23 protein-coding genes and 1 pseudogene are annotated in these 25799 nt (G+C 33.6%); 5 read left to right on the top strand and 19 right to left on the bottom strand.

Annotated features, from left to right (window positions below; all coding sequences use genetic code 11):
* The 12 genes and pseudogenes from CJF42_RS15155 to CJF42_RS15095 form a co-directional block, all read right to left on the bottom strand.
* Positions 1 to 1582 (bottom strand): hypothetical protein (locus tag CJF42_RS15155; protein ID WP_141235568.1); only part of this gene is annotated, 1582 nt, incomplete at its 3' end.
* 64 nt (positions 1583 to 1646) lie between these two features.
* A complete protein-coding gene (locus tag CJF42_RS15150) occupies positions 1647 to 2045 on the bottom strand; it encodes a hypothetical protein (RefSeq protein ID WP_095367500.1) in 399 nt (132 codons plus the stop codon).
* A gap of 15 nt (positions 2046 to 2060) precedes the next feature.
* Positions 2061 to 2681, bottom strand: coding sequence for a hypothetical protein (locus CJF42_RS15145; protein WP_095367499.1), 621 nt, complete (start codon positions 2679 to 2681; stop codon positions 2061 to 2063).
* 24 nt (positions 2682 to 2705) lie between these two features.
* Positions 2706 to 3035, bottom strand: a complete 330-nt coding sequence (locus CJF42_RS15140; protein WP_095367498.1) for a hypothetical protein — start codon at positions 3033 to 3035, stop codon at positions 2706 to 2708.
* Between the two features lie 116 nt (positions 3036 to 3151).
* The gene (locus CJF42_RS15135; RefSeq protein WP_095367497.1) at positions 3152 to 3898 is read right to left on the bottom strand and encodes a hypothetical protein; all 747 of its coding nucleotides are present in this window, start codon (positions 3896 to 3898) and stop codon (positions 3152 to 3154) included.
* 1290 nt (positions 3899 to 5188) lie between these two features.
* Positions 5189 to 5977, bottom strand: a pseudogene (locus CJF42_RS15130) (IS110 family transposase).
* Positions 5978 to 6698: 721 nt separating this feature from the next.
* Positions 6699 to 7418, bottom strand: coding sequence for a glutamine amidotransferase-related protein (locus tag CJF42_RS15120; protein WP_095367496.1), 720 nt, complete (start codon positions 7416 to 7418; stop codon positions 6699 to 6701).
* A 6-nt stretch (positions 7419 to 7424) separates the two neighbouring features.
* On the bottom strand, positions 7425 to 8594 hold the full coding sequence (locus tag CJF42_RS15115; protein WP_095367495.1) for an iron-containing alcohol dehydrogenase: 1170 nt from the start codon (positions 8592 to 8594) through the stop codon (positions 7425 to 7427).
* Positions 8595 to 8611: 17 nt separating this feature from the next.
* Complete coding sequence (locus CJF42_RS15110) at positions 8612 to 10018, bottom strand: aldehyde dehydrogenase family protein (protein WP_095367494.1); 1407 nt, start codon at positions 10016 to 10018, stop codon at positions 8612 to 8614.
* An 11-nt stretch (positions 10019 to 10029) separates the two neighbouring features.
* On the bottom strand, positions 10030 to 11400 hold the full coding sequence (locus CJF42_RS15105) for a glutamine synthetase family protein (RefSeq protein WP_095367493.1): 1371 nt from the start codon (positions 11398 to 11400) through the stop codon (positions 10030 to 10032).
* A gap of 35 nt (positions 11401 to 11435) precedes the next feature.
* The gene (locus CJF42_RS15100; RefSeq protein ID WP_095367492.1) at positions 11436 to 12140 is read right to left on the bottom strand and encodes a transposase; all 705 of its coding nucleotides are present in this window, start codon (positions 12138 to 12140) and stop codon (positions 11436 to 11438) included.
* A 139-nt stretch (positions 12141 to 12279) separates the two neighbouring features.
* Positions 12280 to 12567: a YciI family protein gene (locus CJF42_RS15095; RefSeq protein WP_095367491.1), complete on the bottom strand. Its 288-nt coding sequence runs from the start codon at positions 12565 to 12567 to the stop codon at positions 12280 to 12282.
* Between the two features lie 84 nt (positions 12568 to 12651).
* Between CJF42_RS15095 and CJF42_RS15090 the strand changes: the two genes are divergently transcribed.
* Complete coding sequence (locus tag CJF42_RS15090; RefSeq protein WP_095367490.1) at positions 12652 to 12987, top strand: winged helix-turn-helix transcriptional regulator; 336 nt, start codon at positions 12652 to 12654, stop codon at positions 12985 to 12987.
* On the opposite strand, the gene CJF42_RS15085 is transcribed toward CJF42_RS15090, so the two are convergent.
* Entirely contained in the window at positions 12982 to 13545 is a 564-nt protein-coding gene (locus tag CJF42_RS15085; RefSeq protein ID WP_095367489.1) for a helix-turn-helix domain-containing protein, read from the bottom strand. The two genes, CJF42_RS15090 and CJF42_RS15085, sit on opposite strands and share 6 nt — an antisense overlap.
* A 111-nt stretch (positions 13546 to 13656) precedes the next feature.
* Between CJF42_RS15085 and CJF42_RS15080 the strand changes: the two genes are divergently transcribed.
* Positions 13657 to 14832 (top strand): benzoate/H(+) symporter BenE family transporter, encoded by a 1176-nt coding sequence (locus CJF42_RS15080; RefSeq protein ID WP_095367488.1) that lies wholly within the window; start codon positions 13657 to 13659, stop codon positions 14830 to 14832.
* Between the two features lie 34 nt (positions 14833 to 14866).
* Here the strand turns inward: CJF42_RS15080 and CJF42_RS15075 are convergent, their stop codons facing one another.
* On the bottom strand, positions 14867 to 15298 hold the full coding sequence (locus CJF42_RS15075) for an Lrp/AsnC family transcriptional regulator (protein ID WP_095367487.1): 432 nt from the start codon (positions 15296 to 15298) through the stop codon (positions 14867 to 14869).
* Between the two features lie 146 nt (positions 15299 to 15444).
* Here CJF42_RS15075 and yjeH point away from each other — a divergent pair, with 146 nt between their 5' ends.
* Both yjeH and CJF42_RS15065 read left to right on the top strand, forming a co-directional pair.
* On the top strand, positions 15445 to 16731 hold the full coding sequence (gene yjeH / locus CJF42_RS15070; RefSeq protein WP_252097623.1) for an L-methionine/branched-chain amino acid transporter: 1287 nt from the start codon (positions 15445 to 15447) through the stop codon (positions 16729 to 16731).
* A 410-nt stretch (positions 16732 to 17141) separates the two neighbouring features.
* Positions 17142 to 17846, top strand: coding sequence for a lipoate--protein ligase family protein (locus CJF42_RS15065; RefSeq protein WP_095367486.1), 705 nt, complete (start codon positions 17142 to 17144; stop codon positions 17844 to 17846).
* Between the two features lie 88 nt (positions 17847 to 17934).
* On the opposite strand, the gene CJF42_RS15060 is transcribed toward CJF42_RS15065, so the two are convergent.
* The 3 genes from CJF42_RS15060 to CJF42_RS15050 all read right to left on the bottom strand — a co-directional run bounded on the left by CJF42_RS15060 (position 17935) and on the right by CJF42_RS15050 (position 20416).
* Complete coding sequence (locus tag CJF42_RS15060; protein WP_095367485.1) at positions 17935 to 18573, bottom strand: thioredoxin domain-containing protein; 639 nt, start codon at positions 18571 to 18573, stop codon at positions 17935 to 17937.
* A gap of 93 nt (positions 18574 to 18666) precedes the next feature.
* Positions 18667 to 19308, bottom strand: coding sequence for an outer membrane beta-barrel protein (locus CJF42_RS15055; RefSeq protein ID WP_095367484.1), 642 nt, complete (start codon positions 19306 to 19308; stop codon positions 18667 to 18669).
* 214 nt (positions 19309 to 19522) lie between these two features.
* Positions 19523 to 20416 carry a LysR family transcriptional regulator gene (locus CJF42_RS15050; RefSeq protein ID WP_095367483.1) on the bottom strand — a complete coding sequence of 298 codons (894 nt, stop codon included), beginning with the start codon at positions 20414 to 20416 and terminating at the stop codon, positions 19523 to 19525.
* 108 nt (positions 20417 to 20524) lie between these two features.
* On the opposite strand from CJF42_RS15050, the gene CJF42_RS15045 reads away from it, so the two are divergent.
* A complete protein-coding gene (locus CJF42_RS15045) occupies positions 20525 to 21385 on the top strand; it encodes a DMT family transporter (RefSeq protein WP_095367482.1) in 861 nt (286 codons plus the stop codon).
* A 92-nt stretch (positions 21386 to 21477) separates the two neighbouring features.
* Here the strand turns inward: CJF42_RS15045 and CJF42_RS15040 are convergent, their stop codons facing one another.
* A complete protein-coding gene (locus tag CJF42_RS15040; protein ID WP_252097622.1) occupies positions 21478 to 22062 on the bottom strand; it encodes a YqhA family protein in 585 nt (194 codons plus the stop codon).
* 509 nt (positions 22063 to 22571) lie between these two features.
* Complete coding sequence (locus tag CJF42_RS15035) at positions 22572 to 25001, bottom strand: SpoIIE family protein phosphatase (RefSeq protein WP_095367480.1); 2430 nt, start codon at positions 24999 to 25001, stop codon at positions 22572 to 22574.
* Between the last annotated feature and the right edge of the window lie 798 nt (positions 25002 to 25799).

Genomic DNA, 25799 nt, shown 5'->3' with positions numbered 1-25799 from the left:
TCAATGTTACATTTTTATCTTTACTAATAAGCTTAAAGTCATCTAAACCATCACTGTTAAAATCACCTACCTCAAGACTAAATTCACTGGGTATTAGTGTTAATTCATTCCACTCTGCGCTTGTAAGTGTGGTTACAGACCAGTTGTTGGAAGCATCTTTTTGAAGTTTTAAATAGGTATTATCTATTTTAAGGTATAAATTACCTGCGGTATCGGCATACACTAATGGTTGTTGCTCCAATAAAGTTAATTTCAGCTTATGATCACCATCAGGTTTCACATTAAGAACAAAAGAAATGCTGCTATCTATATTACGGTAAGTTATATCAACAGAGTTATCTACTTTATTTTTATTACAAAAACCAAATAGTCCACCACTCACAACATCTGCGTGCTTGAAATCTATTGCATTTGAATTTTCAAGGTACATTTGTTGAGATGTGAGCTTCCAATATTGTTCAATCGACACCTCCTTGGGCCCAATAGAGAATAGAGAAACACCTGGAATGATGCCGATTACATATTTTATATTTTCAAAGAAGTAGTCACTATCATTATGATAAACATTTAGTTTTTTTACTAAGTTTTTACACTCAGTTGAAACTGGCACAGTAAATGACAAGATAGATAACCCTGCGGATGACTCACAATCATTAGGTGTACAACTACTAATACGAAAGTTTAGTTCGCCTTCAGGTGGATTTTCTAATAAGTATTCATTCAAATCAGTTGTCGTTAATGTAATCCATGAACCACCATCAATACTGATTTCTATTTTATAGAATGAAGCAGTAGCAACCTCGTGCCAATTAAAGAGAATATTACCCTGATTATCTAATGCGCCATAAAAACTATCTGGCGCTCTAATGCCACCAATAGGAACCGACGGTAGTGATGGTTCAGTACAATACTCTGAATCACAGCCTTTGACACGGTAACTGCGTGTTTTTTCATCATTAACATTATGTATATATTGTGTTCCCTGGGTTTCATCTAAACTAACAAAGCTACTGCCATTAATACTTACATCAATAAGGTATGTCGTGTTCGTATTTGCTTGAGCTACATTGCGTTGCATATTTTTTGATTGAGGTGCAATTGCTTGCTCCAATGAAACAGCATCCCAAACAACCGTATTTATTTTTTCAACTTGTGTTGCAACCACATTTCGAGGCCCGATTGGCGGGATATCAACCTCAATATAATCCGAAACTAAAAAGCGACTACATACATCCCCAGTACAATACTTCACTCTATATCTATAATAACCCTTGGTTATTTTATTTAGTTCTAATTCTGTTTCTGTGCCCGAATAAATTGATTGCCATTGCGCTTGAACCGACCCTAAAATAAGTTCTTCAACTGAAAATTCGCCGCCTTGCTCTTCGAAGTGCCAAGAAATTCGGTATTTACCACTATCACTCTTTTTTGGAACATAAATATTACCGTTTGATTCGACTTCTACCTCTTCTAATATATAGTGAATTAGCACAGGCAAAGCTGAGTGAGATGCTAAAAGTACTGTGCTGAATAATGTAATAAAAATAAAAAATAAAGAACGAAATATATAAGTACGAAACATAAATAAACCAGTTGTTATATAAAAAGGCGTTTACACGTCCATGTGTGACAGTAAAGTAAAAATACTAATTTACGTTTGGTAACGCTGCATTTTCAACTATATGAATAAAAGCGAGTTCATCAGCACTATATATGCGAGAACCTTCATTTATCGTGAAGTTAACTTTATAATTATTAGCTTTAGCCATAAATGCCATTGATACCATGGCATTAAAAACAGCTTCATTGGCAGCCGCTTTTAAATATACATATCTATCCATTGCGCCACCGCAGTTATAAAAATTCCCTGAAGCATCTTTAAAGCTGACAAGTAAACTTTGACCGATTTGACTTGCACCATCAACACGGCGGGCTTCAATTGCCACTGTATCTATATACACACCTTTACATAACTTCTCACCTGCGTGAACACTACTTGATATTGTACTCAACATACCTATGATACATAACATTATTTTTTTCATTTTTTATCCTTTGATTTATTCTTCAATGTAACAACTTATTTCTGTCCCATTTCCCGCTGGACCTACGTTTCTGTTTCGTTGTGGATCAACTAAATTAATATGAGCTGGCTTACTATCACGACATCTGCAATTACCGTTTTCATTAAATATATAAGGCTGACCAGATGAATTGCGCGCACTAATAGTTATGCGACAGTCGTAGCCATTACTACCATAATAACTAAACGCCTTTCCAACTAATTTTAAACTTTTAGCTGCAGCAGATTGGCTTGGAGTATCTGTTAAATTTAATTCAGTGACAGTGAGCCCTGTTACCGTTTCAACCCCTTGTAACTCAATGCAACTGCCACTTGAATTCATTAAAATAGGCTTTTTAATTGACGATGCACTCATTAAAGCGGCATACATAGCGCGCCCCATAGTTGTATCTAAAGTTAGAGTAAATAACCCTTTATTTTCAGCTAGAGCACAATCAGGCTGAGTATAAGCTGCTGTTGAATCTGTTTTAAAAGTAACAACATTATCCTCCAGCTTTATAAATTCAATATACCCTTGTATTTCAGCTGAATTAGCGACAGGTAAAAACAGCATATAAACACTGATTAGGATAAAGTTAAGCTTAACTAACAACTTCATTTATTTTCCTTTTATATATTTTAATTAATGGTTAAAAACACTGACAGAGAGTGGTCGTTCAAAACCATTTTTATCATGGCAATCATTGGCGGATGTAACGGATATTTTTTGCCCTGAAGTCGCAGCTGTCATTAATGCTAAATGTATACCTTTGCCATTAGTAGAACGAAGAGTAAAAGCCCATCGACCTATATTTTCAGTTAGTACACACGTTACTGTGGTGGTTAATATTTCTTTAGTCGTAAAATATACAATATCATCTTCAATTTTTATTTCAGTTAATTGACTGGCTGCCATAAGTGTTTGAGATGCAGCCACGCAGCTACATAAAAACATAGTCATTAAATTTTTCACTTTAAAATCCTTTTAATTAATATACTTATGAATGCATTGTTTTTAACGTCAAGCCAAGGGTATCTCACCTGTACCAACTAGCTAAAATGTAAATTAAGCACCTGCTAATAAATAAGTTATTCATCTTTGATCATACAAGGTTTTGTACCGCATAGTTTATCTTCATGATTTAAATTTAGATTGTAAACATCAAAATAAGCATCCATGTTATAGCATGTATCTTTTTCCCCTGAAATACTTCTATTGGATAGTATTCTTCTCTGATTTGAATAATTTTCTGCTTTCATGTAGTGGCCATTATTGACCAATGGATGAACAGATACTTCGTTTGGAGAACCTGTAAATGCAGTTCCTTGACAATTTGCCTCTAAATACCTTAAGTGTGGGACACCTGCATTTTTTCTATAATAATGGAATCTAGTATTATCTCCTGATGATAAATAGACTACAGCACCATTTGCAACTGAAATAATTCTCCCCAGTTGCGTAGTACCATCTCCTTTATACAAGTAAAACGATTTGGCGCCAGTTGTAACATTTGAATTTGCTGCAATAGCAATGCTTGACGCCCTTTCTATTCCAGGTGTATCACCACAATCTTGAGCACTTGTAACTGTAACAGCTAACTCACCCGCCAACGCAGTAGCCAATAATGAATACAAGGCTCGTCCACTACCTGAATTTAATGATACGCTCCACTGTTTTTGCGTATCATTCACTACGCAACTAGGGCTAGCTGTCGCCTTACCTTCAGTGGTTGTAAAATAAACAATATCACCATCAACATTTAAGTAATCCACTTTTGCTGCTGCAGATATATGAAAACAGGTAAGTAATAGAGGTATAGTTAATCGTTTTTTCACTAAGATGCATTCCTTTATTTTTTGGAAATTTATTCTGCTTTGATAATACAAGGTGAACTGCCACATAGTTTCGTCCTCATAATTAAAATCAATATCATACAGAGAACTTCAATCGCTAAGCCAAAATCACTACAAGCACTTAAATCTTCTGATGATTTAAATTACCCGCCAATACAGAAGTTAAGAGTGAATACATAGCTCGCCCTTCTGATGTACTGAGCGTAATAACAAAAATTAACGTGTTTTAGCAACCACACAACTTGGGCTATAATTTTTTTGACTCTACAATCGAAAAAATGTACCACACCAGTAACAATATTTAAGCGCTTAATTTTTTACTGCTGAAAATGTCTTGATATATAAAAGCAGAAGCAATAAAAAATACTCTCATCAAAAAGCCATTTAAAAAGTACGAAGGGATCCTGAAAAACAAAGTTCTCCCTGCTAGATATAAAATCACCAGGGCAAGAGCATTATAAATGGTATTGACATCGCCTTTTTGAAAAAAACAAATCAAATAAACTGTTTTTATATGCTGGTTCAAAAAAATCTACAGATTTAAGCTCCACACAAGTCTGTTTAGATTAAATTTCAAACTAAACTTGTATAAAATTCGTAATGCTCTTGCCGTGATAAAATCACTATTAATTAAATTTTGTAATATTTAAATAATTTTGCGGTGGTAGGATAGTAGAATAACTTAGTGATGTAAAATTATATTTTCAATAAGTGAATTTAAAATCAATACCTTAATCTAAATATTTATTTCATATGCCGATTTTTTGATTTAGAATTTTATGCCTCAATAAATTCATATTTAATCTAGAAATCATGTCTTGGATTAAATATATTCTAAGTATTCTTTAATTTTTTAGCTTTTCTGTAAAAAGTTTCGATATCAGTAGTATTAAGGTAAACAAAGGGGTGTATACCCATCTCCATTCAAAGTGCAGGTTTTAAAACCTGAAATTTTTCATTGTTCCAGTTATTAAGTGAAACAAAGAACAAAGGGGGCAAATCGATTGCTTCGCAATACTATGCCACTTATGTGGACTCCCCAGTGTCAACAACAAAATGACTTAGTCAAAGAAATAAATGCGTACTTATGTACGAGCTCTAATTGAGTAGCGAACTCAGGCTCCATGATATTTACGCGAACAAACTGTCAAATCTTCAAAGCGAGCTTATTGCTCTATGTGGCTAGCTGACTTAGTTTGCTGATTTTTATCTTCGTTAGTGCATTTTTATTGTCTGAACTCGTTATTAAGCTGCAAGTAACTCAGCTTTGTATTATGTACCTTGGGTAAGCATGACGAAAGCTGTTCTCACTGTTTTATTTGCCAGTGCAACCGCTGCACACTTGTTTCCCCTGCGTTCGATCAAGCTTTTAAGCCAAACTTCTTTTTTCGTTCTAGCTTCTCGCTTAACGATTTGCTTTACTACTGACATTGCGCCTGAAATTAGTTGGCTCCTGAGTGTACTGTTTTTAATTTTTCCGAACAGTCGTCGTAAATCAAAACGGATTTGATCGCTGCACTTAATTGTTGTTGTCCAACCTGAAGAACTTGCCTGAATTCGGCCGACAATTCATTTTCAGCATCTTCCAATATGTCATCTATTTTATTGATTAAACGGGCACTTCCATTTGGCAGCCAATGTTTAACTCTAACAAAAGTGCCAATATCTGTTTTTTAAGTGCGTCTCGATGCTTTATGGCTAATTCTCGTAAGCGTTTTATAGATTGTAGCTGCTGTTGCTTAACACTTTTCCCTGAAATAAACCTGACTTCAGGTAATAAAGAAGCTTGCACAATTGCGAGGGCATCATTCTTATCTGTTTTTTGATTTTGCCTTACAGCAGAGACTAATTTAGCTGATATTAAACGAGCATCATGCCCAGCTTCAATAGCTCTTTGTTTCCAGTAATTCCACATGCCTCAAATACAATTAAAACCGCTTTTGAAGTGACAAGCCAACAAAGAAATTCATCCGGTGTCATTTCAGTATTAGACTGCACCTTTTTGTTTTTGTATATATACCCAAGCCACTTCAAGATGTGAGGTTCAGGACTGCTGAGCAATTCATGATCTAGGCGCATCTTTGCATTAATGGTTACTCCCTTAAAAAAAGATGGACCGGCAATATGCTCCTGCATTGCTCTAGTACCTACATCCATGCAGGCAACAACGAGCATGATTTGCTCAGAAGTCCCTGTAAGGTTGGTTTATAAATACTTTATGCAGCGTTATTGATTTTGAAAAGGGAATAACCATGTTCTTCAATCAATGCCTTGCCTAAAGTATTTCTAATTCCAACTGAATCCTGCATCTTGAAGTGGTTTGGGTATACAAACTTGAATAACTTTTTTTGCTAAATCAACGCCAACTATAGTTTTATTCATTTTAAGGACTCTTTTTAATCAAATTACGCGGTAATGATATATTACCCTACGCTTTTAGGTGTAGGGGAGTCCAATTATCTTCAGCTAATAAAATGCTGTAGTTGGAGAACCATACTACATTTAGTATTTTTTACTCTGTCGCATCTTAGAATTAAAGTCAAAACACCTTCTTTCAAACACAGTTAAGCCACTAATGAATAAAATTGTTTCTTAAGAGTCATGTATCTGGGTTGTTCCATTTGACCATTTCTGAGTATTTACCATATTTCAATTCCCGCGATCATTACCTCTGCTCCCGGTTTATCTAAGATACAACCTGTTTATTTACGAAGTTAAGCGTCATCTATCAGTCAATATGTTTCTAAAAAATAAGAATGTGAGACTAAATAACGACAGAATCTTAATTTATGCTCTTCTTCAAAAAGCATAAAATCCAATGCATAATAATGAGCCCATCAGGAACATAGTTTAATGATTTAATACCTGTATCTAATACACATTTAGGGATCCTATCTTTTCTCGAAAGCATTAAAGCTTTTGAATATTCTCGAGCAAACTCTGGATGCCCTTGTATGCCTAAAAAGTGTTTGTCAATTTGAATCATATAATTTGGACAAAACTCACTTCCGATTAATATTTGACAATTTTTTGGTAGTTTTATAACTTGATCTTGATGGCTTACAACTAATTTAACTGAAATTAAATTGGGTTTCATCCAAGTTTTTTTTTGTAATACATTTGCGCAAGTTACACCTAATCCCCAGCCTTTATCTGATTTTTCAACTAATCCTCCTAAAGCGTGTGCAATTAATTGATGGCCAAAACAAATGCCTACAAAAGGTTTTTTGGCTAAATAGAGCGTTTTAATAAAAGATAATAATTGAATGATCCATACTTGTTTTTCATAAACACTATATTGACTGCCTGTACTCATATAGGCATCACACTCATTGATATCAATAGGATATTGCTCCTTTTGAACATCATAAAATGATAACTTAAGGTTTTTAATGCCTGAGTTAGACTTAATGATAGTGTTAATAAACATATTTTGGTAATCACCAAACTCATGTTGTAAGTGTGTTTGAACGTGGTCACATATTAAAATACCTAATTTCATAAATATTTATATTTCACCGTTTAAGGCATTCATAAAAATGTCAGTATATTGATTTTTGCTAAATTGAATTGGATTGGAACCAGCACAAGGGTCTTTAAAAGCCATTTCACCAATTAAACTGGCATCTTTGACTGTTATATCGATATCACTTAAAGTATGAGGCATATTCAACTCATGACGTAAGTTGATCACCCACGCTATAAAACTGTCAAAACACGCATCTTTTAATCCAATATAACGCGTTAATCTTCTTATTCGGCCTTCAATTTCAGAGCGATTTGCTTTTAGCACATATGGCATCAATATCGCGTTTAATAAACCATGATGGCAATTATAAAGCGCCCCTAAAGAATGCGCTAACGCGTGCATGCCACCTAATCCTCGCTGAAATGCCGTTGCGCCCATAGTTGACGCCACCATAACATGTGCTCTTGCCTCTAGGTTTTGCCCATTAAGTGTTGCCTTTAATAAATTATCTTTTATTAATCTAATAGCCTCTAAAGCGATGCCTTGCGCCATAGGGTGATAACTTGGTGCACAATAAGCCTCTAATGCATGTGAAAATGCATCCATTCCTGTTGCTGCAGTTAAATGGGCTGGTAAATCAAGCGTAAGTTCTGGATCTAAGATAACAACTTTAGGCAACATATTAGGATGATAAATAAGCCGCTTTATTTTAGCTTCAACATCTGTGATCACTGCAACACGGCCTACTTCTGAGCCAGTACCTGATGTTGTAGGAACAGCAATGACAGATACCATTTCACTTGTATTGACACGACTCCAATTATCTTCTTTATCTTCAAAACTCCATAATGGTAAAGTTTGCCCCGCCATTAAAGCAACTGACTTGGCAGCATCGATCGCAGAGCCACCACCCAATGCAATTACCCCATCATGATTACTATTATTAAATGCCATTACGCCATCTATTATATTTTGCTCTGTGGGATTACTGACAATTTTGCTAAAAATATCACAATTTAAACCCTGCTCACGACAATGAGTTAATATCTTACTCACCATAGGTTGTTGGGCTAAATAAGGGTCTGTAATTAATAAAGGTTTTTTCATTTCGATATTTTTACATAATTCAGGTAACTCAGTAACTCGCCCTATACCTTGTTTAATATTGGTTGGGTAATTCCAATCGGCTTTTAAATGATCAAGCTTCATAGTTCCACCTGTATAATTTAAGTTTTAGTTTTTAAGTGAAATGATTTTGGTCGAGTTAATGCGCCATAACCTAAAATAGATAACGTACATCCTCGACCTGAGTTTTTAACACCTGTCCAAGCGAGTGCGGGGTCTAAGTAGTCACATCGGTTCATGAAAAAGGTGCCTGTTTCTAGCTGTTCGCCAATTGTAATTGCTCTATTTACATTTTTAGTAAATACACATGCGGTTAAACCAAATTCAGAATCATTCATTAAGTCAATTGCTTGTTTATCACTATGGACTTTCATTATGCCAACAACTGGGCCAAAGCTTTCTTTAGTCATGATATCCATTGAATGATCAACATTTGTTAATATTTGCGGCGCTAAATAGGCACTGCCTTCTTTATCTAATGGATAGTTTTCAGGCTTAATATGTGTTTTTGCACCCGCATTAACCGCATGATGTATTTGATCACGAATAAAATCTGCAGGTTTGGCATTTACCATAGGACCGAGTGTGGTATCGACATCAAGAGGAGAGCCTAATTTATATTTATTAACAAGTTCTGTTGCAGTTACAACAAATTCATCAAAAACCTGTTCAGCAACATATATTCGCTCAATACTGCAACATGATTGGCCTGAGTTAAAAAAGGCACCCTCTATACAAGTTTCAACAGCATATTTAAGATCAGCATCGTCACATACATAAGCTGGATCTTTTCCACCAAGCTCTAGACCTAATCCCATAAAATGGCCATTGCAGGCATTTTCAATCGCCTTTCCCCCTGCAACAGAGCCAGTAAACGACACATAATCAACTTGTTTGTGCTTAATAATCGCTTCAGTACTTTCGTGACTTAAATGTAAATATTGAAAAACACCTTTGGGGAAGTTTGCCTGCTCAAATGCTTTTTCAAATTGCTCCGCACATAGAGGCGTTTGTGCTGAATGTTTCAATATAACGCTATTTCCCGCCATTATTGCCGGAATAAGACTATTTATAGCTGTTAAATAAGGATAATTCCAAGGAGCAATAACAAATACAATACCTAGTGGCTCTCGCTTTATATAGGTAGTCATATTTCTATTTGATGAAACCTTTATCGTTTTTAAGCTATCCTTTGCAATACTGATCATATGCCGAGCACGCTGTGCCATACCTAACACTTCACTTAAAGCATATTTTATTGGTCGGCCCATCATATAACTTAATTGCAAGGCAATTTCATCACTGTTTTCGATAAAAGCATTCACCATAGCGAGGCACATTTTTTTACGTTGGTTTAAAGTTGTTTTTTTCCATTTTAATTGAGCTGATTTAGCAAGTTTAAGCGTTTGATTAATATTTTGAGCATTTGCTAAAACTCGTTCTACATATATTGAGTTATCAATTGGAGTGCGCGTTATTTGAAGGTCTTCATCTGTATTTAACAACATAAGGTACTCCCTCAAATAATTTCAAAGTATCGTTCAAGTTCCCAATCAGAAACGTGTTTACGATACTCTCTTTCTTCCCATAATCGAGTTTTCACAAAATGATCAATAAACTCTTTTCCAAATAATGCATTGGCTGATTTTGAATTCTTAAGCTTGTTTGCAGCTTCACGCAGGGACTGAGGTAAAGTTAAAGATTTATGATGCTGTTGTTCATAAGCATTACCTTTTACTTGTTCATGGGGCTCTAACTTGTCTTTGATACCTAATAAACCTGAACCTAAAGCAGCAGCCAAAGCAATATATGGGTTTGCATCTGCAGCACCTAAACGATATTCAATTCTTTGAGATTTTTTACTGCCAGGAATTAAACGTAATGCCGTAGTACGATTTTCAACGCCCCAAGTCGCATCTAAAGGCGCCCAAAGCCCTGGCACGATTCGGCTATAGCTATTAACTGTAGGTGCGATCATCGCTAAAAATTCAGGCATATATTTTTGCTGACCAGCTAAAAAATGCTTTTGTATATCACTCATGTTAAATGCTTTGGTTGAGTCATAAAAGATAAGCTCACCCTCTAGGTTTTTTAAGGAGATATGAATATGGCCACTCTGCCCAGGTAATTTGTTTGACCATTTAGCCATAAATGTTGCCATTAAATGGTTTTGTTGTGCCCACACTTTTATAAAAGTCTTAAATAAAGCAGCTTTGTCTGCGGCATTTTCAGCTATATCATGATTAATCGCGGCTTCTAAGACGCCAGGCCCTGTTTCTGCATGCAAACCTTCAATTGGGAAATCCATCGCTTCACCGAGTTGCAAAATTTGCTGATAAATATCAGCATGAGTACTATTTCGCAACACAGAATAACCAAAGTTTCCAGGAGTTAAGGGAGTTAAATTTCTAAAGCCTTTTTCTCTTACAGACTCTGGTGTTTCATTAAACATGAAAAATTCATATTCAAAAGCAGCATTAGCGCTAAAGCCCATTTCTTTTGCTTGAGATATCACTTTATTAAGTAAGTTTTTAGGGCAGATACTTGCAGCTGGTCCTCTAAATTTTGCTATAAATAACAGCATATTATCTTCAAGAGGTAATTCACGGCATGTATTTGGAATGATCTCAACTTGTGCATCAGGATAGCCAGAATGCCAACCAGTATAAGATGTATTATCATAAAGCTGATCATTCGAATCCCAACCTAATACCACATCACAAAAAGCAAAACCATGATCTAAAGATGAAAAAAATTTCTCTTTACTCATATATTTACCACGCATCACACCATCAATATCAAACAACCCAACCTTGATATAAGACAATTCTCGTTGCTCAACAATTTTTTTAGCATCAGCATTTGTTTGTACCATTCTTGGCTCTAACATAACATTCCTAATAAAAAGGTAAAAAGGGGTCGGAGTCAATTAACCAGTTTGTTGTCATTATTTACTGGCCGTCCTTGCTTAAATTGACCAACTTTAACCTCTAATGTTTGCTCTAATTGTGTTTTAAATTTTTCATCACCAAACGGATAATTATGAATTAAACACTCTCTTATATGTTGAATTTGCTCAGATGAAATATGATGTAAAAATAAATCTCGATAATTATTTAACCGACTTTGCTTCGATTGACCCAATTTTAAATATTCATCATGAGGTGTAATACATTCGATAATTTTACCTACCCCATTATGCTGATAGCTAGACCAATTATATTCTTGTGGTAAATCGACCATTTTAGCTCTAACAGGATTAAGTTCAATATAGCGCTGACAAATCAAAAAATAACGCCCACTATCTATAAGGCTAGCTTTATGTCTTCCCTCCCATAAAGTGCCTGTGCGATTATAAATACGGTTTATATATCGAACGTATTTACGACCAACATTTTGCATTACTTTTGAGATCCCTTCATGATCACTTGGAGTCATTAAAAGGTGTACATGATTAGTCATTAAAACAAAAGCATGAAGTTTTACATTATTTGCGATTAATGCTTCATTTAATACTTTCATATAAAAGCCATAGTCGTCATCACAAAAAAAACATACTTGTTTATTATTGCCCCGCTGTACAATATGGCTTGGGATCCCTGCAGTGTAAAACCTGACTTTCCTTGGCATGACTCATTCCAGATAATATCTCCATAAAAACAAGTATAGTGCAGATGTGGTGTTCTTAAAGGGAAGATCAAATTAATTGACTCCGACCCCTTTATACGACCCCTTTGTAGTAAGTAATATAGCCCGTGCACAAGATGTTTTAGGCTAATATTTTTTCATATTCTTTTGAAGCCATAACAGGAATAAATTCGGTAATCGAATAAGTAACGGCACCACTTGCTATAAAAGGATCTGAATTTAGAACTAACTGTAACTCTTCTTTATTAGTGTGTTGTGATACTAAAATCCCGCCATTTCTTGGCACTTTTCGACCACCAAACATTAATTTATTAGATTGATATTCTTGTTCAAGATAACGTTTATGATTACTCGTTAACTCTGGTGTTATTTTATTGATATCCGTAAAAGTCATATCTACTAAAAACATATTTTTCTCGCTTTTTTAATTAATTGATATAATATCGCTACTTATTTCGTAGCATACCGCTACTTTTTTAGAAGCGCAACATTTATGATAACTCCACTCCCAAATAACCCAGTTAAAGGCTCAACTTCAGGTATCGCGATCATGGCTCTTTTTGATCTGCTTGGTCGAAAATGGAATATGAGAATTATGTGGGAATTACGCGATACATCATTAAGTTTTAGAGGATTACAAGAAAAATGTGGAGGTATGTCTCCATCAGTGCTCAATACTAGAATAAAACAACTAACAACAGCAAAATTAGTTTCCTCACAATCATCAGGTTATGAGCTAACAATTTTGGGTTCATCTCTTATGCAAACACTAGATCCACTCAGAGATTGGGCAATTCAATGGGAAAAAAATTGCCAAAATAGCTTATAAATAACAAATAATATTGTGAAAAATAGCAGGTACTTTATTTGCATTTTGGTATCCATGTATTTGGTTACCCCTAAACTTAGTGCTATCTCCCACTTTTAGATTAGTCCAATGATCATCAATAAAAAAAGCCATTTCTCCTTTTAGCACAATAATATGCTCAAATACATTTTTATTGTGCGGCTCAGACATGTGTTCATGTTGTGGATTCAAAGTTATTTCAAAAGTTTCCATTTTTGTTATTTCATCAAACTCAAAAACCGTTTTTATGCTGATACTTTTAGGGTTCTCAGCTTCATTAATTAAAGCTTCAGATACTGAATCAAACAAGACTTGTTCAGTCAAAAAATAAGATAAAGGTAATTCAAATCCGCTGGCGATTTGCCATAATTTTGAGATTGTAGGACTTGATTCCTCTCTCTCGATTTGTCCTAACATGGCTTTTGATACGCCTGTATTTTTAGCACAGGTATCCAAACTCCACCCTTTTTTAGCTCTAGCATATTTTAGATTTTTAGCTAAATGTACATTTACATCAGTAATAATTTTAGTCTCAGACATATCTTCAAATTATAAATTGAAATCTCTTGTGCGTTATAACATACAATGTTAATTTAGTCTCGTGCGTTTTAACGCACGAATGTAGAGTTCACTAATAATATTGAGACAGCTATGCTAAAGATCCAAAACTTTTTAAACTGGGCGACCCCTGGATTTGTTGCCGTATTAATTGGCATGACGAGTTCTATTGCTTTGATTTATCAAATGGTTATTAATTTAGGTGGCGACTCTGCCATCGTATCTAGCTGGCTTTTAGTTTTAGGTTTAGCTATGGGCATTACATCTATAGGGCTTTCTTTATATTATAAAATTCCTATCTTAATTGCTTGGTCAACTCCAGGTGCAGCATTGCTTATCACTAGTACACAAGGCTTTAATATCAATGAAGCCATAGGGGCATTTATTATTTGCGCAGTCTTTATTTTTTTCTCTGGTATTAGCGGAATATTTGAAAGAGTAATCAACCAAATACCTCAACCTATCGCCAATGCAATGCTTGCAGGTATTCTGGTAAATTTTGGTATTGAAGTATTTAATTTGTTTGAACACAACTTATTAATAATTGCCTCTATGTTAGTGAGCTATCTAATAACTAAAGTTTTCATACCAAAATTTTCCATGTTAATTGTTTTAATAACAGGTGCTAGTTTTGCATATTTTGGCGATTTAGTTGATTTTTCTGGTTTTCAATGGCAAATGAGTCAATTGAACTATATTGCACCTCAATTCTCTATGTCTGCCATTATTAGTATTTCTGTACCTTTATTTATTGTCACTATGGCTTCACAAAATGTCCCTGGGGTCGCTGTATTATACGCCCATAATTATCAACCTAAAATTTCCGAAATTATCAGCATTACTGGTTTTAGTAATATTTTAATAGCACCTTTTGGTGGTTATGCCATCAACTTAGCTGCAATCACAGCAGCCATATGTATGAGTACGCAAGTAGATAAAAATAAAAACAAGCGATATTACGCAACCATTTTTGCGGGGGTGTTTTACATTATCATGGGCTTATGCGCAGCAAGTTTAATCAATATATTTGACGCGCTGCCTACTGCATTTATTTTAGCTTTAGCTGGCATTGCTTTATTTTCTACAATTGCATCAAGTTTAAACCAAGCATTATCTCAACCTGCATTATCTGAAGCAACTATCATTACATTTTTGGTCACTGCATCTGATTTAGTACTATTTAATATTGGTTCTGCATTATGGGGGATAATTGCAGGGGTAATAACTTTAATGGTACAAAAATCTGCAAATAAAAGTTGCTCTCAGTAATAAGTAAATTATCTAATCTTTTATTTTTTATAGTTTATCTGCGCTGATTATCTATCCACTCACTCATTACGACATGTGTTTTAATTTTTACTATGTCAATTTGTGCATCTAATTGTTCTCTTATTTCATGAATTCTGCGCATAGAGTCAGCTTGCACATGTACTAATAAATCCATATCTCCCGTTATACTACTACAGGTAATAACTTCAGGTATCGTCTTAAATACATGAACCACATCAGAACATAGAGCACATCGGTGTTGAATTTCAAAATATACAGATACCCCTTCTTTTTGAGATTCGCTCAATAGCACTTGATATCCGCGAATGATGCCTTTTTGCTCTAATTTTTTTATACGTTCTGATACAGCAGATCGAGATAAGCTTACTGATTGCGCGATATTAGAGATACTTTCCCGCGCATTTACTCTTAACTGCGCGATTATAGCTTCATCAAATTTATCCATTAACTCCCCTTAAAATCATAATGTCGGACTTAAGTCTATTTACCGTCATTTTGTCGGTCAATATTCCTTTTTGTATTAGAAGCATGACACATTGCCATTTAATTGATACGTATAATACCCCTATTAATATTACAATGGAAATCAAGATGAATCATCACTGTAAAAAAATAGGTCGTTGGCAAGGCGCAGGTTTAATGGCAACCACATTACTTGGCACTGGCGTATTTATATTGCCACAAATGACACTCACAATAGCGGGGCAAGGTGCCATTTTTGCTTGGTTTATGCTCACAATAGCGATTATTCCCTTAACGTTAATTTTTGCAAAGTTGTCAGCAAAACTTCCGCATAGTGCTGGCCCTGCTTTTTTTGTAGAACAAGCTTTTGGTCCTGTTGCTGGTAGAACTATTGGGCTTATTTTTTTATTTGTTGTACCATTAGGTGCTACAGCAGCTATTTTAATGACCTTTCAATTTGTCGGCACACTCATTGAGTTAGCTGGTTTTATATTATTACTAACAGAGTTAAGCGTATTAGTTTTACTCTTTATTTTAAATTATCGTGGTATTCAAGTTTCAGCCAAATTGCAATTTATACTTACTTTAGCAATTGTATCGGTCGTTGTTATTTTATTCGGTGCAAGTCAATTGCAAACAAACACACATTTAAATACCACTTTGCCTCATACTGATTTTAATTTAGTAATGTCCGCTGCGGGTATAGCATTTTGGAGCTTTTTAGGAGTTGAAGCGATGAGTCACTTAGCTAATGACTTTGATAACCCAAAAAAAGATCTCATACCTGCTATGATGATTGGCACTATTTTAGTTGGCTTAATTTACTTAGCGTGTACGCACATTATGATTGAGGTGCCTACAAATACAGATCTTGCCATGGTGGGTATATTTAATAAGTTATTGGGAGAATTTATAGGCAACAGCGGCGCCCAAGTAATTGGTATTTTAGGTATTGCTGGAGGCCTTGCAACTGTCAATGTTTATACAGCAAGTGTTACACGTTTGGTATGGAGTTTTAGTAATGATGGTGTTCTTCCAAGTTATTTTTCTAAATTAAATACTTATCAAGTACCGGCTAGATCTTTATCAGGAGTGTTACTTATTATGGGAGTTGTGCTAATAACTGTATTTGTGACAGATCAAAATATAGAAGAATTGATTTCCTTGGTAAATGGGGTATTTGTTGTTATTTATTTAGCCTCTATGTTTGCAGCATTTAAAATCTTGAATAAAAAATACGTTCCTGTCATTATTTTAGGCTGTTTGTTTTGTGTAATACTTGCATGGGGCCTAGGCTGGCAAATGATTTATGCCATAATTTTAATAACGCTAACAGCCCCTTTTTTATGGTGGCAGCTGAATAAACAAGTTTCAGTTAAACATAATATCGGTAGCAATCATGAGGCGACAATATAGAAGGTAAACAAGGCTTTGGAATGGGGCTTGCGATTGTATCGCGTATTGCTTTGTGGCGTGACGCTAATATAGAAATTGGAGAATGTAGTGAGTTATCAGGCGCTGAGTTTAGGATTACATTTAACAATAGCAATCCCTGAAACGAAATGTCTGCTCAGACTCTATGAGGTTTATCATTCTAGATATATCAGTGAAATATTTAGAACGGATATCACAACAAAATGAAAGTTCTCAAAGCTCCTTTTCAAAGCGATTTATTAACATAACTAACGAACTCATAAATAAAGTTTAATAATCAAATATAGTGCCTTAGTTATTTTTTGATGAGAAAACTCATTTAACCTCACTTAAGTTTAAAGGTATAGTATTGGTATATTAAAAATATGTAACTAAGATATCACTAACGACACATGAGTAAAACACACAATAAATTAATTCGTTATAATCATATTGAAGTACGCAACGCTTTTGACAAAGAAGCTGAACTATTAATACAAATACAAAATGGCCAACTCGATCAATGCCTGATGTTATGGCAAGCTAAAAACCCTACACTAGTGCTACCCGCAGGTAATAAATGGCCTGAATCTTATAAACTTACAAATGCATTGGCAAAACAAAACTGGCAACTACTTTCTAGAAAAACAGGCGGCGCACCTGTTCCACAATGTCCAGGTGTTATCAATTTATCTCATATATACGTTTGGCCTGACGATAAACCTTATTCAATTACCCAGGCTTATCAAGATTTGTGTGATATTTTAAATGTTTTTTTTGCAGATTTTGGATTAAAAAGTAAAGCCCATGCGACTAAATTTTCATATTGTGATGGTGACTATAACCTCAATATAAATGGTAGAAAAATAGCTGGTACAGCTCAGCGGGTGATACTTAAAAAAGGCGGAGGTAAAGTCGTATTAGCGCAAGCTTTTATATTAATAGACGCCTTATTAGATGAGTTAATTAAGCCCGTAAATTTATGTTATGAGATATGTGAAAAAACAGAACGTGTTCAAGCACAAGTGCATTCGTGCTTATTTGATAATATAAAGGAACGTCCAAACTTAGATCAGATTTATCAAAAAATCACCCAAGCATTTATAAAAGATAAGTAATATCAGCTAGTTCAAAAAGGGGTCAGAGTTAATTAATTTGGGTACATATATATGTACCCAAATTAATTAACTCTGACCCCTTTATTTGTTACTTTTTGAGTAAGTAATTTACAAGCTTAAAGTACTTTTCGTTATTATTCGTATCTTCTGAAGCTATGATCAGGTATTTACCATTAACAACTATTGATGGCACACTCGTCATTTCATTTTCGCTCATTTCTTTATAACTTTCTTTCATATTGTTAATAACATTTTCATTGTTCCCTGCAACTGCTAAAAAAGAGTGTTTATCGATGTTATTTTTAGTGAAAAACGCATCAAAGTCTTCATCATTAATGCCTGATTTATATAAATCAAATAATTCAGCGAAGTGTGCCATATTTTTTGTTTCTTGAAGGGCGTAAAAAATACGTCCATCGTTTACCCAACTTTCAGATAAAACAGCATGTTTTCTGATGAATCCCACTTCTGGATTAACTGACTTAAAGTCCTGTAATGGTTTTTCGAAGTTTTGACAATGAGGGCAACCTAACCAAAAATATTCTACTAAAAATGGTGTTTTAAGCGCTCCAACATTGATATTATTCACTATGCGGTAATGTTTACCTTCCTCATAGCGCGATTCCACTTGCTCGCTTTTAGCTGACGGCCCATTTTGGCTTGGTTCACTACAACCGCTTATAAAAACTACCGCTACTAATGTCATAGCATGGAATATCTTAAACATTATTTTTTACCTTTTGATTATAATATTTAAGATAATAAAAGAAATAATTGTATGAGTCATTGATACATTGTATTTATTTTATTTCTCAAACGGTTACAGCTTAAATGAAAAGCCTAAAGTTAATGTTTTTACGGGAATATCTGCCACTTCTGTCGATTCATAATCAAAGGTAAAAGCCATTTTCTTATTTATGCCATAACCAATGCCTAACCCTGTTAATAGCGAAATACCACGATCTTTTGCTTCAATAGTTGTAAATGTGTCATTTTCTGATGAAACTAATGACTCAGATTTATTATCCCAACCTAAAACGCCAACTTGTGCTCTTAAAAATATATCATTAGTCAATGAGTAAGAAGCTATCGCGCGAATATCCAGCCCTAAAGTACTAAAATCTCCTTTATTATGTGTTGTTATTTTAGTTATTTGATCTGCATTGGTAATTTTCTCAGTCACAGAAAAATCAGGCTTAGCAAACTGAGATAACCCAGCTTCAGCAGCTATATATTCATTAAAATTAAAACCTGTAAAAATGCGAGCACCCACTCCTGAAGTACTTTTGTTGTATTTAAGCGGCTCGTTAAATTCAGTTTGATTTTGTTTAAACTGAATATCTTCAAAACTGCTTTTCTGTAATGCAATACCATAATAACTAAAAGTATTTTGTTCATTACTCAATGCAAAACAAGACATTGTAGCTAATATTAAGAAAATGCTGTTGATTAAGAATTTCATAGGGAATTGTTACCAAATATTAAAATTGAAATTAATGCATTGAAATGTAACATAAAAATATAAACATTTAGGTTTTTAATTGTGAAAAAATGTAATTCTCGAAAAGAGGTTTAATTGATAATGTTAATTAATTTACTTGTAGATTTAAAGAGACTCCTAAAGCAGCTTTATATCCATATAAATCAATATTTACTTTATTGAGTTTACAGTCTGATTACTCCAAACATTGCTGTTTCAGCCAACGTCCTAATTTTACAATATCTGTTTGTTTCGCGCGGGCTTTTTTATAAACAAAATAAAAATTATCACCTGTTACTACTTCATGCATAGGAATGCGTACAAAGTTATGTTGTCTGTCTTGATCTGACATTAAATAATGGTTAATTAATGTTATACCTTGATTATATCTTGCAGCTTCTGCAGCCAATAACATATGGCTAAAGTGATTTATTTTAGTATTATTCGGCATTTCAAAGCCTCCTTGTATCGACCAACGACGCCAATCTTCCCCCTGTTTATCATCAGGAAACAAGTTTTGAACTGACAACAATGGTTGGCTCCATAAAGCTTCAGGCAAAGGTTTATTTTTTATGTGTTGCCACAACTTATGGCCACACACCGGATAAAGTCGCTCAGCATATAAAAACTCAACTACAAAATTTGCTTTAGGTGGTGCAACTGTTATAAAACAATCAGCCACTTGATCGCTACAGTTAGGTTCATCAGCCATCATATTTAAAGATAATTCAATTTCTGGATATTGTTGTTTTAAATCATCTAACCGAGGGATCAACCATTTCACTGCAACAGAGCTATACAAAGCCAATCTGATTTTCCCCGTCTGCCCCTCTCTAATTAATTGACTAGCATTAGATAAATTACTAAGTGAGTGACTTACTTCTTCAAAATACCGCTCCCCCACTTCAGTTAAAGCAAATGAACGACCATGTCGACTAAACATCGCTTCGCCTAAATATTCTTCCAATAGCTTTACTTGATGGCTCACAGCACTTTGTGTGACATTAAGCTGATCAGCTGCTTGTGAAAAACTATTCAGTCTAGCAACGGCTTCAAAACATTGTAATGCGCGTAACGGCGGTAGTTTCATTATTAGTTTAGTTCATACTAAAAGTATTTTAATCATTATACATAATCAATCTATTTGCAATACACTTCTCGTATTCAAATCACAGCACGAGTATATAGGAGAGATCGAATGCAAAATATATCTGTAGGCTTAGCCATGACTTTACTTGTGATAGGTAATTTAGTTGCGGTATTTTCTGACGCTTTGATCAAAACGCTTTCTGATGATATTGCCATTTACCAATTTGTTTTATTTCGACAAATTACAGCTGCATTAATATTATTACCTTTGTGTTTTATTGGTAAAAAAACTTCATTTAGTCAAGGTTTAAAATGGCATGTTATTCGGGGTCATATCTGGCTCATCGGCGCTGTTTTTATGGTAATTGCAATAAGCGCTATGCCATTAGCTACGGTTAATGCTATTTTTTATGCTGCACCATTATTAATGTTGCCATTAGCCATGATGCTATTTAATGAAACCTTATCTAAACATGCTATTGGCGTTGCAATTCTAGGTTTTATAGGCGTTTTAATTGTTATTCGCCCTACACATATCGATTGGGCTGCCATTGCCGCTTTTATAGTTGCATTTACTATGGCTTTAAATAATTTATTAATTAGAAAGCTACCAAATAAACAAAATGTATTTCAAACGCTCTTTATGACAAACATTGTAGGAATTCCAATTGCATTTTCCTTAGCGCTATATGAAGCAAAACCATGGGATTTTACACCTATGATCACAGCTGCGGGCTCAAGTAGTTTTATTTTAATCTACGCAGGTATTTGCATAGTAGCTTATCGCTCAAGTGATGCAAGTAAAATAGCCAGCGCTGAATACAGTGGCCTATTATGTGCCGTTGCAGTGGGTATAATTTGGTTTGATGAACTACCTGATTTAGCCATGGCAATAGGAACTATTTTTATTATTGCACCTTTATTATGGTTGGCAAAAATTGAGTCAAAAAATAAAAGTTTGTCTATATAAACCTTACAGTGGGCATGTATTCATGTCCATTATCAATCAAGTAAAAATGTCCGCATAATGCGGGCATTTTATTTAGCTTAAAGTCTGATTATTTAATCATGATTTTCACGACCTAATCCTAAGAACTTTAGACTCAGCGATAATAATAAAATGGAGAAAGGCAATATCAATACTTCCCAAGTTAAACTGTTTAAATTAATCAAAATAATTTCTAAAAATTTAACAAATAAAATGATAACAATGACTTCACCTAATATATTTTTCAAATGACCAATATTAGGTGTTTTAATCCATTTTAAAACTGGCTTTGGATTCTTAATACTTTTATCAGAAATAAATAAAGTATATACCCCGTGGGCAAATATAAATAACACTAAAGCAATTAAAAAAGTATCTAAAGATTTAATTAAGTAGGCCGTTGCAATATCAGAAGAATCTAAATGGGCTAAACTTTCATTAGGTACTCTACCTAGCAAAACTGTTGTTAAGGCATAGTGGGTTTTAATTGCACCAACTATAAATAATAAAAATGAACCAACTAGCGAGCAAACGATGGCTATCCAGCTAGTAAATCTTAATATATCGAATGTTTTTTTCATTGCCTTTCCTACAAATATAATGTCTAAATTAAAAAATGATTTTTGCTTGTAACACTTGAGGTAAATTTTTTCATCCAAAATATCTAAAACCTAAACAGAGTGAAAGTGAAAGCGCAACCTCCAGTAATGCAAAAAGTACCAATGGATAACCGAGTAAAATTTCACAATAAAATTCATGATATATAACAATAGCGGCACTTATTAGCGTGATAAAACAATTTGAGGTGCTATTAAAGAGATAATAGAACCTTTGATAGTAAATAATAATTTTATAACATGTGATTTATTACTCACTATCACCAACTCAACTAACTTTAACTTATGACTAAAAGATGGCCTCATTATATTTATTTCTGAGATAATGATAATACAGTTTAATTACAATTAACTTGTACTGCTGTGTAACAATTGGAATTGATATGAAACTAACTAGCCAAGCGATGTCGGATTGAAGCTACACATAAAACAGTACACCGATTAAAAGTAACAGTGCTCGCCAAGAAAAATCAATGTGATTACTCAACTGCAATACTTTACAGCAGAGCAGAAAAACCAAGCACTTATCGGTGATATTACTTAAATTTAAACTAATCTGTGAATTTTATTGCTAATAAAGTGATATCATCAGTCTGCTCTTCGTCCCCTTTATAAGCATTAAATTCACTCACAAAAACGTCCTTTTGTTGCTGTAGTGGTTTATCATGATTTTCTTTTATAATATTTTTAAATCTAGTTTTACCAAAGGGAAACAGCTTCTCACCTCCATTTTGATCTAAATAACCATCACTCGTTATATACAAAGTCATACCGCCACGAGTATCAATCGAATATTCCTGAAATTTAAAATTAACATCAGAGCTTTTATAACCGATAGATTCTTTATCACCTTTGATGATATTTAATTTGTTATCTTTGATATAAAATAATGAAGTGTTGGAACCTGAATATTTAATAATTTTCTTATTTTTATTATAATATACAATACCTCCATCAAAACCTACATTAGATAAAACAGTAGAATTATTATCTCCTTGTTTCAAAATTTTCTTTAATTCTTTATTAAAAGCTGAAAAAATTTCAGAAACTTTTACTTGTTGGTTATTCATAGAGATATTAGCGATAATTTGTCGTTCTATTGCTTTAACTAGCATAGTTACAAAAGCACCAGGCACACCGTGACCTGTGCAATCAATTACCATAAATAAACATTCATCGTTACTTCTTATGGTATCAAAAATATAAATATCACCACCAACAATATCTTTCGGTTGCCAAAATACAAAACTATCTTTTACAAAGTGTTGATAATCACTTGGTGAAGGTATTATTGAATTTTGTATTAAAGAAGCATATCTAATAGAATCTTTAATATTTTTATTAATTAATTCTATTGTATTTCTAATCTGCTCTAATTCGGTAATATCACTGAAAACAATCGTAAATAACTTTTCATCTTGAAAAGTAAATTTATCAATAAATATACTAAAAACATATTGTTGGCCATCTATTTCAATTGTTTTTTTATGCAAAGTATCTTTTCTTTCATTGATATAATTTACCCATGTTTTTTCATTTAACTCAGCATTATATCCTTCTAATTCTTGGTTTTTAAATAATGTTGCAATATTATCCGTTACCTTAGTATTAAACTCAGCTACATTGCTTACTTTGAAAAAATCAAAAAATGCTTTATTTGCTGTTTTTATCTCTAAATTATCTTGTGTGATAACCATATTATTTTGCGTATCCATAACAGAGACGATAAATTGTTTTTCTCTGTTAAGTTCAAGAGTACGATGTATTAACTTTTCTTGCTTACCTTTTAATTGTTGTGCCATATTATTAAAAGCTTTAATTATATAAGACAATTCATCACGACTATGTTTTTTTATTTGCACATCTAAATTACCCTTAGCTATTTCACCTGCTTTATCTAAGAAGTCATCAGTTGCACTCTTTAAAGAGTAATACATGCCTATGATAAGATAAGTGACAAATAAATATAAAAATGTTGACAATGAAATGAAAATTAATAACTTTGTTTGTTGCGTTTTAATTTTTGTTCTTAACTTATGCTCGATGGTTGGCAGAATTGCGAAACTAAACTCCTCTATTAAATTAATATGCTTACTTGTATATTGAAAAAACGCTTGCCATGTTAATTTTTTGTTACTTACCTCCCCCTCTATTACTTTATCATAAAAAAAATCTAAACTATTATCGGATTTTATTATTATATTTTCTATATACTCTTTTAAAGTTATATCGACATTAAGCCTGTTTGTATAAAGTAGATTTATTTTCACTGAGGAAGTCGTTTTAAGCAATTCCTCATAAATATTTTCTAATAATGTATAGGTGTAACTATCAATTGTGGGCGAGGCTAAAGCGAAACTACCATAAGAGCGTAATTTCCCAAAGTCCCTATTTAGAGTTTGAATATCTTCAAGCAATAACTTTATTAAAAAAAAGTTTGATAACTCTGGGTCATATGCCAACTTACTTTCATATGATATTAAATGAGCTAAAAGCTCTATTTTTTGAACTATCTTGTCATAATAAGTAAATTGTATTTCAGGTGCCCCCTGCACCCCTGCCCCAGTGGCAGAAAGAATCAACCATAGATCTATTAATTCATAAATTTGTTTTTCAATAGCAGGACTTGATATGCTCGATTTTTTTATTTTTGTTGTATATTCAGATAAAAATTTTGTGATTACTTTTTTTTTATTATCTATTTCATTTTCAAAATCTTCTGATAAATTAATCCGTTGAAGCATTGAATAATCTCTAAATTCAGCTACGGTGAAAAGTATTTGATAAGTCTCTTTAAGAATGTTTAGCCCCTTTAATTCATTTTTTGATGTAGAGATGCTGTTGTTAACTTCAAGAACTAAGGCCCAGCCTAAAATAGATAAAGGTAACGTAAATATAAAGCAGATAATGAGAAATTTAAAAACAAATTTTAGTTGATTCATACAATAAATAGCTGGCTTTAATATTTTAATTACATTCATATATTGTTCCTATAAAGTTAATTCTCTGCATATGAATCGGCATTTATAATATACATCTCAATTTGATATGTATGAGTTCAATATGTAGACCATATTTAGTCAAATTTCAACGCAAGTACGATCTTCCTCTAGGGCGTAGCATTAAAAATCGATGGGCGCAAATCTCTATATTTAATCTATTACAAACCTTCGAAAAATAAAAAATAATGGCATCGTATTCTACAAAGGATCTTGATCATTTAGATTTGGTGCAGGTATCCACAATACTTTAAAGAGCGCCCTATTGAGTATAAAATCAGAAGAGCATTAAAGGATCTGTCAGCCCACTCTCCTAATTTAAAATACAAACCGCGCTAAAACCCAAACACTCTTTAACTATGCTTTTTTTTCAGCGTACTAATGTATTAACAATTAGTGATGGGCAGCATCTAACTGAAAATTTACTCCTGAAAATGCTGAAAAATCTCGGATTTAATAGTTAATAAAAAAAATATTATTAGCGGACATTTGTCCTGTGAGTAAAAGGCATAAAAAGTTTATATTATAATCATAGGCTTATAGAGCAAAAACTCTAATGCATAATGTATTATTTATGCAAATATATTATCAATAAAGCTAAAAATATCAATAAGTTTACATTTTTTGCATTGTTTGTTCTTTTTTTGTGTTATAATTCCCTCCCGTAAGGTTCAACCTAACGGCGTCACCCACTCTACCCATTAGGTCCGCATTATTTGCGCAAAATTGAACCTTGCACCGCCAATGTAATATGGCGCTACATATTACCGTTGAAATTTA

Source organism: Pseudoalteromonas sp. NBT06-2, assembly GCF_002276045.1.
Taxonomy (GTDB): domain Bacteria; phylum Pseudomonadota; class Gammaproteobacteria; order Enterobacterales; family Alteromonadaceae; genus Pseudoalteromonas.
Note: the sequence above shows the minus strand (reverse complement) of the source record. Positions and strands in the feature narration are given on the sequence as shown.

Bases quoted from the DNA above. Each gene is read 5' to 3' on its own strand.
- CJF42_RS15120 (WP_095367496.1), bottom strand. From the start codon at position 7,418: ATGAAATTAGGTATTTTAATATGTGACCACGTTCAAACACACTTACAA.
- CJF42_RS15035 (WP_095367480.1), bottom strand. From the start codon at position 25,001: ATGAATGTAATTAAAATATTAAAGCCAGCTATTTATTGTATGAATCAA.
- CJF42_RS15050 (WP_095367483.1), bottom strand. From the start codon at position 20,416: ATGAAACTACCGCCGTTACGCGCATTACAATGTTTTGAAGCCGTTGCT.
- CJF42_RS15045 (WP_095367482.1), top strand. From the start codon at position 20,525: ATGCAAAATATATCTGTAGGCTTAGCCATGACTTTACTTGTGATAGGT.
- CJF42_RS15095 (WP_095367491.1), bottom strand. From the start codon at position 12,567: ATGTTTTTAGTAGATATGACTTTTACGGATATCAATAAAATAACACCA.
- CJF42_RS15060 (WP_095367485.1), bottom strand. From the start codon at position 18,573: ATGTTTAAGATATTCCATGCTATGACATTAGTAGCGGTAGTTTTTATA.
- CJF42_RS15075 (WP_095367487.1), bottom strand. From the start codon at position 15,298: ATGGATAAATTTGATGAAGCTATAATCGCGCAGTTAAGAGTAAATGCG.
- CJF42_RS15055 (WP_095367484.1), bottom strand. From the start codon at position 19,308: ATGAAATTCTTAATCAACAGCATTTTCTTAATATTAGCTACAATGTCT.
- CJF42_RS15080 (WP_095367488.1), top strand. From the start codon at position 13,657: ATGCTAAAGATCCAAAACTTTTTAAACTGGGCGACCCCTGGATTTGTT.
- CJF42_RS15105 (WP_095367493.1), bottom strand. From the start codon at position 11,400: ATGTTAGAGCCAAGAATGGTACAAACAAATGCTGATGCTAAAAAAATT.
- CJF42_RS15090 (WP_095367490.1), top strand. From the start codon at position 12,652: ATGATAACTCCACTCCCAAATAACCCAGTTAAAGGCTCAACTTCAGGT.
- CJF42_RS15100 (WP_095367492.1), bottom strand. From the start codon at position 12,140: ATGCCAAGGAAAGTCAGGTTTTACACTGCAGGGATCCCAAGCCATATT.
- yjeH (WP_252097623.1), top strand. From the start codon at position 15,445: ATGAATCATCACTGTAAAAAAATAGGTCGTTGGCAAGGCGCAGGTTTA.
- CJF42_RS15145 (WP_095367499.1), bottom strand. From the start codon at position 2,681: ATGAAGTTGTTAGTTAAGCTTAACTTTATCCTAATCAGTGTTTATATG.
- CJF42_RS15150 (WP_095367500.1), bottom strand. From the start codon at position 2,045: ATGAAAAAAATAATGTTATGTATCATAGGTATGTTGAGTACAATATCA.
- CJF42_RS15110 (WP_095367494.1), bottom strand. From the start codon at position 10,018: ATGTTGTTAAATACAGATGAAGACCTTCAAATAACGCGCACTCCAATT.
- CJF42_RS15115 (WP_095367495.1), bottom strand. From the start codon at position 8,594: ATGAAGCTTGATCATTTAAAAGCCGATTGGAATTACCCAACCAATATT.
- CJF42_RS15065 (WP_095367486.1), top strand. From the start codon at position 17,142: ATGAGTAAAACACACAATAAATTAATTCGTTATAATCATATTGAAGTA.
- CJF42_RS15085 (WP_095367489.1), bottom strand. From the start codon at position 13,545: ATGTCTGAGACTAAAATTATTACTGATGTAAATGTACATTTAGCTAAA.